At 72.5% G+C, this 11,604-nt stretch carries 12 protein-coding genes; 6 read left to right on the top strand and 6 right to left on the bottom strand.

What is annotated here, in order from left to right; translation table 11 throughout:
* Nucleotides 1-188 precede the first annotated feature (188 nt).
* Complete coding sequence (locus tag ACRYM0_RS18610) at nucleotides 189-368, top strand: hypothetical protein (protein WP_432507334.1); 180 nt, start codon at nucleotides 189-191, stop codon at nucleotides 366-368.
* Nucleotides 369-525: 157 nt separating this feature from the next.
* Here ACRYM0_RS18610 and ACRYM0_RS18605 read toward each other — a convergent pair whose 3' ends face one another.
* The 5 genes from ACRYM0_RS18605 to ACRYM0_RS18585 all read right to left on the bottom strand — a co-directional run bounded on the left by ACRYM0_RS18605 (nucleotide 526) and on the right by ACRYM0_RS18585 (nucleotide 4,802).
* Complete coding sequence (locus ACRYM0_RS18605) at nucleotides 526-894, bottom strand: type II toxin-antitoxin system VapC family toxin (RefSeq protein WP_432507333.1); 369 nt, start codon at nucleotides 892-894, stop codon at nucleotides 526-528.
* Between the two features lie 8 nt (nucleotides 895-902).
* Nucleotides 903-1,151, bottom strand: coding sequence for a type II toxin-antitoxin system Phd/YefM family antitoxin (locus ACRYM0_RS18600; RefSeq protein WP_432507332.1), 249 nt, complete (start codon nucleotides 1,149-1,151; stop codon nucleotides 903-905).
* Between the two features lie 107 nt (nucleotides 1,152-1,258).
* The gene (locus ACRYM0_RS18595) at nucleotides 1,259-2,008 is read right to left on the bottom strand and encodes a hypothetical protein (RefSeq protein ID WP_432507331.1); all 750 of its coding nucleotides are present in this window, start codon (nucleotides 2,006-2,008) and stop codon (nucleotides 1,259-1,261) included.
* A gap of 139 nt (nucleotides 2,009-2,147) precedes the next feature.
* Entirely contained in the window at nucleotides 2,148-3,200 is a 1,053-nt protein-coding gene (locus tag ACRYM0_RS18590) for a matrixin family metalloprotease (RefSeq protein WP_432507330.1), read from the bottom strand.
* Nucleotides 3,201-3,578: 378 nt separating this feature from the next.
* Entirely contained in the window at nucleotides 3,579-4,802 is a 1,224-nt protein-coding gene (locus tag ACRYM0_RS18585; RefSeq protein WP_432507329.1) for a DUF418 domain-containing protein, read from the bottom strand.
* Nucleotides 4,803-5,122: 320 nt separating this feature from the next.
* On the opposite strand from ACRYM0_RS18585, the gene ACRYM0_RS18580 reads away from it, so the two are divergent.
* From ACRYM0_RS18580 to ACRYM0_RS18570, 3 genes are all read left to right on the top strand, one after another.
* Entirely contained in the window at nucleotides 5,123-5,548 is a 426-nt protein-coding gene (locus ACRYM0_RS18580) for a hypothetical protein (RefSeq protein WP_432507328.1), read from the top strand.
* A gap of 68 nt (nucleotides 5,549-5,616) precedes the next feature.
* Nucleotides 5,617-5,907, top strand: coding sequence for a transcriptional regulator (locus tag ACRYM0_RS18575; RefSeq protein ID WP_432507335.1), 291 nt, complete (start codon nucleotides 5,617-5,619; stop codon nucleotides 5,905-5,907).
* A gap of 279 nt (nucleotides 5,908-6,186) precedes the next feature.
* Complete coding sequence (locus ACRYM0_RS18570; protein WP_432507327.1) at nucleotides 6,187-8,664, top strand: putative bifunctional diguanylate cyclase/phosphodiesterase; 2,478 nt, start codon at nucleotides 6,187-6,189, stop codon at nucleotides 8,662-8,664.
* Between the two features lie 215 nt (nucleotides 8,665-8,879).
* Here ACRYM0_RS18570 and ACRYM0_RS18565 read toward each other — a convergent pair whose 3' ends face one another.
* Complete coding sequence (locus ACRYM0_RS18565; protein WP_432507326.1) at nucleotides 8,880-10,304, bottom strand: arylsulfotransferase family protein; 1,425 nt, start codon at nucleotides 10,302-10,304, stop codon at nucleotides 8,880-8,882.
* Nucleotides 10,305-11,061: 757 nt separating this feature from the next.
* Here ACRYM0_RS18565 and ACRYM0_RS18560 point away from each other — a divergent pair.
* Together ACRYM0_RS18560 and ACRYM0_RS18555 are read left to right on the top strand one after the other, a co-directional pair.
* Nucleotides 11,062-11,328: a GlsB/YeaQ/YmgE family stress response membrane protein gene (locus tag ACRYM0_RS18560; protein WP_432507325.1), complete on the top strand. Its 267-nt coding sequence runs from the start codon at nucleotides 11,062-11,064 to the stop codon at nucleotides 11,326-11,328.
* Nucleotides 11,329-11,420: 92 nt separating this feature from the next.
* Nucleotides 11,421-11,604: PRC-barrel domain-containing protein (locus tag ACRYM0_RS18555; protein WP_432507324.1), on the top strand; the 184-nt coding region annotated here is incomplete at its 3' end.

The raw sequence follows: 11,604 nt of genomic DNA, 5'->3' as shown, positions 1-11,604 counted from the left end.
CAGTCACCTGTCCATCTTCGACCACGGGGGTGGGTGTCGTCACGGTCACGATCATGGTTCCGATCTCGCCCTGTCAGGAGAGGTTGCTACGAGCGGCTGGCCTCAACTCACCCTGACAGACAGGGGCGTGGCAGGCAGGACACGCGGCGGCCTGGCCGCTGTCCCGGCTGGGAGCGGGCTCATCGCTGGTGGTCTTCGCAGTCGGTGTGCTCGGCGTCATGCTCGCGCCCGCCAGCGCGGCTGAGGCGGTCAGCAGTGCTGCCGGGATCGGCGGGATGGTGCTGCTGATGGTGTTCCTGGTGCTGGCGTACCGCCGGGCCGATCAAGCTGCACGGTCGGTGCTGGCCGACACGGCGAAGCGCCGCTGACACCTGGCGGTACCGGAACGCGGGCCGTCGACGCCGACGCAGGCAGTGCCTACCGCTCGGTGAGCAGGGCAACGCCATGACATCGGCAGATCCGGGCGGTCGGCGACCTCCTGACAAGCGGGGTGACCGTGACGTCGCAGCAGCAGCGGCGGAGGCGTCAGACGGAGACGACCTCGACGAGCTCGTCCGCGCCTTTGAGGTCCGCAGCATTGCGGGTGTAAAGGCGAGCGTCGTGCGCATGGGCGGTGGCGGCGATGAGCAGGTCCATCGTGCGACCGCGCGGTTGCCGTCCCACAGCTACGACTGCGGCGGCCAGTTGCCCGTAGCTGGCGGCGACGGCTTCGTCCAGGGGTAGGGCGTCGAATCGTCGCTGGAGGATGGACAGTCGGCGCAGGCGTTCGGCGCGGACTGCCGGGTCGGCCGTCACGAGGACTCCGAAGTGCAATTCGGCCAAGGTCGCGGAGCTGATGGCCAGTTCTCCGGGTAGCGGGCCGATGTCGCGGGCGATGACGACGCTGGTGTCCATGACCGTCCTCACCGCGGTTCCCAGGGGTCGCGGATCTCGGAGTCGATGAGGTCTCGGTCCTGTTCCCAAGTCGGGTCGGCGGGTCCGGAAAACAGTTCCTCGACGTCGGTCCAGGTGCGCCAGGACCTGGCGTTGGCGGGGACGAGCCGAGCACTGGCCCGGCCGGCCACGGTGATGGTGACCTCCTCTCCCGCTTCTACGCGGCGGACGAGATCGGAGGCCTGTTGGCGCAGTTCGCGAAGACCGACGACTGTCATATGGTCAAGGTAGCACTTGTGCTACCAGGTTGCCCTGGTTCTTCTTGACGCGCACCGCGGGATGACCGCGCGTCTGTGCACGAGACCGCGCAGGCAGGCGGTACCGCTCAGAAGCTGCGGAGTGGGCGGTCGTCGTCAGCGTGGAAGTAGCGGACGTCCACCTCGGGCAGCTCGTGCGCCAGCTGCAGGCCCTGCTGGACCCACGCGGTGTGGGCCTGGGGGCTCTCCCACTCGAAGTCGGTAAGGGCCAACTGCTCGAACTGCTCATTCCACCCTCGCAACCGCTGCACGAGGGCGTCGGAGACACCCAGGTGGTGCAACGACACCGGCTCCCCGGTTCCCAGCGGCCGGTCCCACACCGGGTCGCCGACGCTGTACTCAGCCATCACCAGCAGCGCCTGCGGTCGGTAGGCCTCGCCAGTCCGGGGTGCGGGGCGGTTCGCCACCCACTGCAGCTCGAAGCCCCGGCGCCGCTTCCCCTCGATCAGGGCCAGCAGGTCGAGCAGGGCCGTGCGGTCACGAGCCAGGTCGGGCAGGGTCTCACCGGCCTCGAGGCGCTGACGCAGGAAGTCGCCTCCCACCGCCTGAGCCTGCGGCCCGAGGAGGCGGCTGATGTGGTCGTGGATGAAGTGCGTGACCTCATCGGGGACGCCGCCTGCCTCGTAGGAGTCCTCGATCAGTAGCCACGCTCGCAGAGCGTCGAGTGCCTCAGCCTGGTGCCGGCCCTCCGTTGCGGCCTGCTGCAGCTCGTCGTCGTCCATCCCGTGATCCTGGCAGCGGTCCCACGAGCCGGAGCACTCGATCATCGGCGATATGCAGGTGATCGCCATGCTCAGCGACCGCTCGCTCTTCGACACGTCCGTGAAGTCGCCAAGCGGCCATGATCGCGCCCGGAGTACGTCATGAGCGGAAGGTCGTCATGCCTTGCAAGGACGCTGGGCGGTCAGGGGTCGCCGCCTCAGAAGTGATCGTTGTGTCGCCATACCGACAGGTTGATCAAAGTTCGGGCACGCACGTCCCGGTGCCCAGGGCGGCCAGGCCGGTGAGGTCGCCGGCGGCGTAGTCGTACTGCTCGGCGGTCTGCGGGTACATCAGCTGATCGGGGTCGTCGACGTGCGCCAGTCCCAGCAGGTGGCCCAGCTCGTGCTCGAAGACGGCGCGCACCAGCTCCGGGCCGCCGGGGTGGGTGAGGGCCTCGGCGACCTGGGCGGCGTCGACCTGCACGGCGCCGGAGACGTACACCGCCACCGGTTCACCGGGTCGGCCGCTGAGGCGGTCCCACGTACTGGGCTGGGTGGTGGTGATGGTTACGGGCCCGGCTTGGGCGATGACGGCGGCGGCGATGTCGGGGACCTCGGCGGCGCTGACGTAGGTGATCAGCACCGGGGCCCACCGGTCGCCGTAGCGCTGGGGCTGGTAGGGCTCGCGCTGGGGGTCCGGGCCTTCGGTGGTGGTGCCGTCGTCGATGAAGCGCAGGCCGGTGGCGGCGCTGACGCGGGCGACGGCCTGAGTCAGCAGCTCCTGCGCACCGGCGGGGGCGGCGTCGGGGCGGGTGACGTAGTGGATGGGCCGGCAGGGGTCCCAGGCCACCGGGGTGGTGCCGTCGGTCTGGGTGTGCAGCGCCCGCCAAGCGTCGCTGCTCTGCGCCAGGGGAGCAGGCTGACCCAGGGGTGCGTCGGCGGCTTCGTGGCCGGGGGAGGGGGCCTGGGTGCCTGCAGCCGGCCCGGCGGCCAGGCCGCTGGTGTGCGCCCACGCGGTGCCCGCGGCGACAGCCAGCACCACCGCGGCCACGCCCACTCGCCCGCGCAGGCGTGCTCGCGCTCGAGCGCGCGACCAGCTGCTGCGCCGGCGCCGGTTCCTGCGGTGCCCGGTGCCACCGGCGGAGGTGTCGACGCTGTCGCCGCGCCAGGTCGGGGCCGTGCCGGGGCGGCCGGCGGCTTCGTCCATGGCCCACTGCGGGATGCGCCCGCTGCTGGAGCGGCGCACCGCCGCGCCGTGCGGGTCCTGCCCGGCCTTGGGGTCATGCCGGTTGGAGTGCTTCTCGTGCACGCTGGCTCACCGCTTTCGATCGCTGCTGCAGCGGCGCCATCACGTGCGCGGGTCTGGTGCTCAGACCCGCCAGGACAGCGCTCCCGCAGCGCATCGACCCACGGGGACGCACCTTTGATCGCTTGTCACCCGGATGGCTTCTGCGTGCTCAACAGGAGCCCTGAGAACGACGAAACCCCGGCGGCCGTGGGCCACTCCGGGGTTGCGCTGGTCATTATCCCAAGATTTCGGCTAGATGTCAAGCAGCGCTACGTATGGGGCACCCCTGCTCGGCGCCCTGTTGAGGGCCTGCCCGATGCCCCGCCGGGCGCCTCGGAAACGAGGCGTTGACCGGTCTGCGCTTCATCGACGCAAGGCGCCACGGCGAAGAGGCGTCCGTCAGGCCGTCGCTGGTGCCGGCCGTCCGTACACCAGGCGCCGCAGCAGCACCTCGGTCGGGCCCGGCCGGCCGGCGCGCTCGAGCAGCACCGCGACGAGCGCGGTGCAGGCGTAGGTCGCCACGCCCACGAGCGCGACGAGGGCGGTGCCCGCCCCCGCACCCAGCCCGGCGCCCCACGGCGCCAGCAGCGGGACCATGACGATCGACTGCAGCAGGTAGCAGGTCAACGAGCGCTGCCCCACGGCTCTCGCGACCCGCCAGGCTCCGCTCGCCACCCAGCGCCCGCCCCCGCGCGCGGCCCCCTGCTCGCGCACCCCGACCAGCCACGCGACGAGCGCGGCGAAGGCGATCCCGCCGGCCAGACCCGTGCCGGCGTGCAGGATCCCCAGGACGTAGCCGCCGGCCACACCCACGGGCAGCGCCTGCACCGAGGCCAGCACGAGCGGCACCGCCCCCGGCAGGCTGAGAGCGAAACCGCCCAGCGCCAGGCGCCGCAGCAGCGGCAGGTGCTCGGCAGGGCGCTCGAAGACCCGGCGGCGCGCGAGCAGGACGCCGATCACCGCGGGACTCAGGAAGACCAGCACGACCAGTGGCGCGGTCGCGACGTAGGAGACAGCGATGGCCGCTCGCGCCGCCAGCGCACCCGTGAAGCTGTCCGTGTCGAAGGACAGCGGCACGGGCGGGCCGCTCAGGGCGCCGGGCATGCCGTCGACACCGTTGAAGGCCAGGTAGGGCAACAGCGCCAGCGCGCCGGCCACGACGAGCGTGCGCTCCCGGGCCCGCAGCAGCGGCACCACGGCCAGCCCGAGCAAGCCGTAGACGAGCAGGATGTCGCTCTCGAAGAGCAGGACCAGGTGGGCGAGCCCGAAGGCGCCCAGCCACAGCGTGCGGCGCAGCAGCAGCCAGCGGGTGCGCGCCCAGGGTGCCCCGCGCTGCTCCTGGCGGCGCGCGGTGACGGTGAGCCCGTACGTCAGGAGCAGCGTGAACATCGGGAAGGCGCGGTTGTCGACGAACAGCCCGACGACGACGTCGACCGCCCGGTCCGCGTCCGTGCCGTCGATGGGGCGGAAGGAGGGGCCCAGCTCTCGCCCGCTGATGTGCGAGACGCTGTTGGCCAGCGCGATGCCGAGCAGTGCGAGCCCACGGGCGACGTCGGGCGCCGCTGAGCGCTCGGTCCGGCTCATCGGCGCGCTCCGGCCGACGGCGGTGCGATTCGTGCTCACCGTGGGAGCGTCCCACCGAGTCGTTCCCGGCGGGGCCGTCCGCTCCCGGTCGACCCTGGTACTGGAACGGCTGTGCCGGTACCGGCCGTCTTCGAGGCGGTGACCGCTTCGCGCCAGCGGCGTGCTCGGGCGCCCGGTCATCACGCCTGGGGTCCTGGCGCGAGCTGCCGCTGCCGCTCCCGCGTGGTGCGGTTGCTGTTGGCGGCGGGGAGCCGACGCGCCCCCATCGCACTTTCCCTACGGGCAAGACTTGCCTGTCAGGCAAGCAAGGGTTACTTTCTTCTCAGGAAAGCACGCGACCCCCCGAGAGGACGACAGCGATGGATGCTCGTGAAGCCGAAGCGACCTTGGCCCTGGCGGCCGAACGACGCCGGCAGGCCGTCGCCGAAGGCACCACCGCCTGGAGCGGCAAGGCCACCTGGAGCATCTGCTCCAGCGCCCTGGCCCTGGGCGTCTTGATCGACGCCGACATGATCTGGCTGTGGGTGCTGCTGGTGCTCATGGGCGTCGGGGTCGCCTGGAACCGCGGCGTGCGCCTGAGGGGCTACCCCGCCTCGCGCGGCTGGACGGCCGCCTTGTGGGGCACCTACGCCCTGGCGGCACTGGCCTACGTCCTGGGCCAGGGCGTCAGCCGGGCCTTGGAGGTGCCGATCCCGGCGACCGCGGGCATGGCGCTGGCCTGCCTGGTGATCGCCTTCGTCTCGCGCCCGGTGCAGGCGCGCTACGCCGCGAGCCGTCGCCGGTGAGCGGCGTGCAGCAAGACGGTGCCCCCCACGCCACGAACGCCGCTCCAGCCGCCGGTGCTGCTGCAGCGGTGGGCATCGATGAGTTCTTGCACACTCCCGCACGGTTGAACATCTGCTCGCTGCTGGCCCCGGCGCAGTGGGTCACCTTCACCTTCCTGCGCGAGAGCATCGGGACCAGCGACTCGGCGCTGTCCAAGCAGGTCACGGCCCTGGAGCAGGCCGGCTACGTCGAGGTCCGCAAGGAGCGCGCCGTGCGGCGCCAGACCTCCATCCGCCTGACCGAGCAGGGACGCGCCCGGTTCGAGGACTACCTCGCCAGCCTCGAGCAACTGGTGGCCCGAGCCCGCGGAACCGCGTGAGCTGTACGACCTCCCGCTCGGCCAGCTCGGAACCGACCGGTTGCGAGACGAGCGCCGCGGGCCTTGCGCGGCGGGTTCGGCGTGCTGCCGGGTTCGAGCCCGACACCCGCTTGGCCGCTCCTGCCGCACCGATCAGGTGCCGACGTTCACCGCATGAGTGCAGGACGCGCGGAGGCGCTGCCGACGCACGCTGGAGCCGTTGCCCGCGGCTCGCAGGTGCCGGCGGAGGCCCGCGGACCGCAGGTCCCGGAGCAGCCCGCGCCTCCTCGAACGGCTGCGGTGGCTCTCACGTCGGAGGAGGGCGGGCGCATCGGCACGGGGTTGCTGGTCGGCTGCAGCGTCGCCGCCGCTGTCACCGCTGTCGTGCTCGCGCTGGTCGCCCACGCCACCCCGGCGGGACGCTCCGGAACCTGGGTGGCTACCCCGCAGGTGGTGGAACTGACGCTGGCGGTGGTGGCTCTGGTGCTCGCCGCCCGCACCACGGGGCGCCGGGCGCGGTGGGTGGGTGCTGAGCTGACGGTGTGGCGCTGCGTCACCCGAGCGCTGGGTGTGCTGATCGGTGGGGTCAGCGCCGCGGCAGTGGTGAGCGTCACCGGTCTCGGCGTCGGTGCCCACGGCCCCGCCGGGGCTGCGCCGAGCCCGGTGAGCGTCCTGCTGACCGTTGCGGTGATCGGTGCCTGTCCGTTGCTGTACCAGGGGCTGGTGCACTGGAACCGGTACCGATCCACGACCGCCGGGCCCGGTGACTGGCTCAACGGCGTCGGCGCGGTGCTGATCCTGACTGCCGTGGGAACCACGGGCATCACGTGGCTGCGCGGTCCGGGCAGCTCCTGGCCGTGGTGGTGGCTGCAGTTGTGGGTGCTGGCCGCGGCGTGCCTGCTGATGCTGCTGGGCACCGCGGTCACCGTCGCCTTCATCGGAGGCCTGCGCACGGACGCACGCATCTGGATGACCACGGCGGCGGTGAGCCTGCTCGCCGCGCAGCAGGTCCTGCAGGGCGCCCGGTTCAGCCGGGAGGGTTTCGACGCCGGCGGCGCCGCTGCGTGCTGGGCCGTGGCCGGTGCCCTGCTCGCGACCAGCGCCGCCCCCGCGCCCAGCTCGAGCACGGCGCGAGCGGTGACCACGCGCGCCCACGCGAGCGGTTCGCTGGTCGTGCTGGCCGCCGGGGTCGGGGTGCTCGCCGTGGCCGCGATCCTGCGTCGGCACCCGCCGGTGGCCGCCGTGGTGTGCGTCGTCGTCGCGCTGGCGCTGGTGAGCTTGCGCTCGGTGCACCTGATCCGCTCCCTGGACCAGCTGGCTCGCACCCGTCTGGAGTCGTTGACCGATCCGTTGACCGGTCTGGCCAACCGCCGGGCCCTGCAGGAGCTGCTGGCCGAGCTGGACGCCGACGGCGCGGCGGCCACGCTGGCGGTCATCGACCTGGACGGGTTCAAGGCGGTCAACGACCGCTTCGGGCACGCGGTGGGCGATGAGCTCTTGCGCCACGTCGCCACCCGCCTGCAGGTCGAGGTCAGCCAGCACGGCACCGCGGTGCGCCTGGGCGGCGACGAGTTCGCGTACCTGCTGCCCGGGGAGCGCACCGCGGACGCGCTGGCAGTGGCCGAGGCGCTGCAGGCCGCTGTCGGTGAGCCGGTGGACGTCGACGGTCACCGGCTGCTCGTCGCGTGCAGCATCGGCATCGCGACACGGGCACGTCCACGCACCGCCGCCCGGGCGGGGGCGCGCGAGCAGGCGGGTGCTCGCGCCCCCGACGACTCCGTGCAGTCCGTGCAGTCCGTGCAGGCGGCGCCGGCGGTGGAGGACGTGCCGGAGGACAGCGAGCGGTTGCTGCGCAACGCCGACATGGCGATGTACGCCGCCAAGACCGCCGGTGGCGGTACCCGCCTGCACGATCGTGCGGCCGCGCGCGAGCACCGTGAGCAGGCCCGGCTCGTGGAGGAGCTGAAGGTCCTGCTGAGCGCCCCCGACGCCGCCGGCGACGTGGCCGGCGGGGAGCTCGTCGTGCACTACCAGCCGCAGCTGGACCTGCGCACGGACGAGGTAGTGGGCGCGGAGGCCCTGGTGCGTTGGCGCCACCCCCGCCTGGGCCTGGTGGGACCGCAGACCTTCGTCGACCTGGTCGAGCGGCACGACCTGATGACCACCTTGACCACCGAGGTCGTGCGGATCGCCGTGCAGCAGACGGCCGCCTGGCGCGAGCAGGGACTGCCCCTGCGGGTCGCGGTCAACGTCTCCGCCAGCTGCTTCACCGACCCCACGCTGCTGTGCCTGGTGCTGAACACCCTGCGCGAGCACCGCGTGCGGCCGAACGCCCTGGTGCTGGAGATCACCGAGACGACCCTGATGTCCAACCCCGCGCACGCCGCGACGCTGACCCGGGAACTGGCCGCGCACGGGGTCGGCATCAGCATCGACGACTACGGCACCGGGTACTCCTCCCTGGCCTACCTCGACGACCTGCCCGCAGCGGAGCTGAAGGTGGACCGCTCCTTCACCTCCCGCCTGCTGCACAACCCGCGCACGCGAGCGATCGTCGCCGGCACCGTGGCCCTGGCGCACGAACTGGGGCTGCGGCTGGTCGTCGAAGGAGTCGAGGACGAGGACACGCTGCAGCTGGTGCGGCGCTTGGGCGCCGACGAGGTCCAGGGCTTCGTGCACAGCCGTCCGTTGTCGGCCGACGCCTTCGCCGCCTGGTGCCTGAGTCGCAACGCAGCTGCCGGCGCCCCTGGCACCGCCACGCGCCTGCCCGCACGGTGAACGTCGGCCGCGCCGATGTGATCTGCCCGCCCCCTCGGTACCGACCATCCGAGTCGCTGGCCGAGGTACTGCACTGACTGCCCGAGCCCGCAACGGCCGGCGGACGGTGAGCGTGTTCCCTCGTGATCGGGCGGTCAGGGGTTCAAGTCCCCTTGCCGGCTCACGGTCCGACCTGCGGTCCTGCTCTCCGGGGGCCGAGCTGCGGCCCGGACCGCTCAACCCACCCGGACCGCACCGAGCACGTGACCGTCGGCGTCCAGCGCCTCCACCCGCAGCCCCGCGGGCTCACCGGCGTCGGGCACCGGGACGGCCGTCTCGAACCCCGAACGCGGTGCGCTGCCCAACACCGTCCCACCGGCGGCGTCGACCACCTGCCAGGTCGCCACGCGGGTGGCGCCGTTCCAGCTGGCCAGCACCCCCTGGCCGTCCTCGGAGCGCACCGCCGACGGATCCGTCGTGGGCTGCCCGTCCCACACCACGGAGAACGCCCGGTAGGAACTGACCCGGGTGTCGGAGGGGAACGTCGCGTCGAGGAGCAGCGCGCCGTCCGGGTCGAAGGCGGAGTAGCGCAACAGGTTGCCCCACCCGACGAAGAACCTGCCGTCGGGCAGCTCCTGTGCACTGCCCTGGCTCTCGGCGAACAACCCGTCGGGGTGGGTGATCTCCCGGGCGAGCGTGACCGTGCGTGCGACCTCGTCGACGTCGAGGGACAGCACGCGGGAACTCTCGCGGAGCAGCTCCCCCTCCGCGCTGCCGTTGTCGAACATCGTCAGCGTGCCGTCCGGTGCCCGCCGGACGTCGTGCTGCCGGATGAACACCGCTTCCGGCGCCACCTCGAAGTCGCTCGCGCGGCCCCCCAGGCGCCAGCGGACGCCGCCGGTGACGCGGTCGAGGGAGTAGACGGTGGAGGTGTGGCGTGCGGAGACCAGGAGGTTCCCGTCGTCGTCCACGTCCACGGAGTTGACGTGGACGTAGTCGTAGCGCTCGTCCTCCACCGGCAGGTAGGACTCGTCGAGGGACACCTCACCGACGCTGTGCCACTCGAAGAGCACCGCCCCGGTGTCCACGTCGACCTCCTGCACGACGCAGTCGACGACCGAGGCGCGGCGGGCGCCACCCCGGTCCGACAGGTCCATCCGCACGGGTTCGTAGGCGACCAGCAGCGCCGTGCCCGCGTCGGTCAGGACGAACTCGTGGGCGTCGGCGTCGTACCCGTTGCCCATGCCGAAACGGGCGACCTCCCGGTAGGCGGTGTCCACGGCGACGAGTTCCCCGTAGCCGTACCCGGTGGCCTGCACGCCCTCCCACCACGTGAGCACCGGTCGCCCGTCGAGCTGCTGGAGACGGACGTCGCGGGCGTCGGCGCCGGTGAGCGGGTGGAACCACACCGGCTGCCCGGCGGCGTCGAGGAGCAGGGGCCCCTTCTGCCCGTACCCGTTCTTCACGCCCAGCGCGACGAGCCCGTCGACGGCCCGGGGGAGCGAGGTGTGCACCTCGACGAGCGGGGGCCGCAGGTCGGGAGCGGAGGCGAACCGGTGGAAACCTTCCGCCTCGGGGTCGACCGGTGGTGCCTCGAGCTCGGGCCGGTCGGCCAGTTCGGCGATCGTGAACGAGTAGCGGCGTCCGCCCGCACCACGCACGTCGTGCTCGGTGGTGACGGTGACGGTCTCACCCTCCTCGAACTCCGCCGACGGGACGAAGCTGGCCCCCGTCCGTCGGAGTGGGCGAGCAACCGGCCCTCGTGGCGCCCGGACCGCTCGCCGTCGACGACGACCTCACCGAGGGTGTCGGCGGGCAGCCCGCGCAGGCTGATCTGCGTCTGCGGCCGGGCCGTGGGCGTGCCGGGCTTCGGGAACGCCGAGAGGACACCGCTGTCCCGCTCGACGGGTCCGGCGAGCGGGGGCTCGGCGGGGGCGGCGGGACCGATGTGGGGCCAGACGGCCCACGCGCCGGCCCTGAGGGCGCCGGCTGCGGCGACGGTCAGCACGCGGCGTCGGGTGGTCCACCGGCCGCGGTCGTCGCCGGTCGCGCCGGGGGCCTCGCTGGTCGGTCGGTCGGGCTCGTTCACCCGAACATCCTGCCGATGGCCCCGGGGTGGGTCGCCACCGACCCGCTCCCGGTTCTGACCTCGCCCTGTCCGGCCGGTTCGTCGCGGGCTGCCGACCCCGCGTCACCCTGACGGACAGGTGGAGCACTCCTGCCGGCTCATCGGGCTCTGGTCGGTGGCGACGGGTGGCGCCTCTCCCGGGCGGGTGCCGCCGGATCTCGAGTTGCGGGGTGCTGCGGTGCCTGGCTTGATGGTTGAGCGCTTGACGCCGTGAAGCACGAGATCGTCGGCACACCGCCGACCGTCCCGGTCGAGAGCGCCCCACCCGCCGCAACGACCTGGGAGTCGACATGACCATCAGCGGCATCATCACCGCCGTCATCATCGGCGCGATCATCGGCGCCCTCGCCCGGCTCGTGCTGCCCGGTCGGCAGAACATCTCGATCCTGCTGACCGTCGTCGTCGGCATCATCGCCGCGATCATCGGCACGCTCATCGCCCAGGCGGTGGGCGTGGCGACCACGCCCGGCTTCGACTGGATCGAACTGATCCTGCAGGTCGCCGTCGCCGCTGTCGGCGTCACGATCGCCGGCTCGCTGTCCGGCCGCCGACGCTGAGCGCGCAGCCTTCAACGCAACTCGGCTGCGACCGCGGGGAACGCGCACAGGCGTCCCACCGAGCAGTCCCACCCGAACGACAGGAGATCGACATGACCGTGAACACCTTCGACGCGCAGACCCTCTACGGCACCACCGTCTACGGCAACGACGGCGACAAGATCGGCAAGGTCGACGAGGTCTACCTGGACAACGCGACGAACCAGCCCGAGTGGGTCTCCGTGAAGACCGGCCTGTTCGGCTCGAACGTCTCCCTGATCCCGCTGTCCCAGGCCA

The organism is Kineococcus arenarius subsp. arenarius, assembly GCF_050871845.1.
In the GTDB taxonomy this organism is placed as follows: Bacteria; Actinomycetota; Actinomycetes; order Actinomycetales; family Kineococcaceae; genus Kineococcus.
The sequence above is the reverse complement of the archived record's forward strand: the minus strand, read 5'-3'. Positions and strand labels throughout refer to the sequence as shown.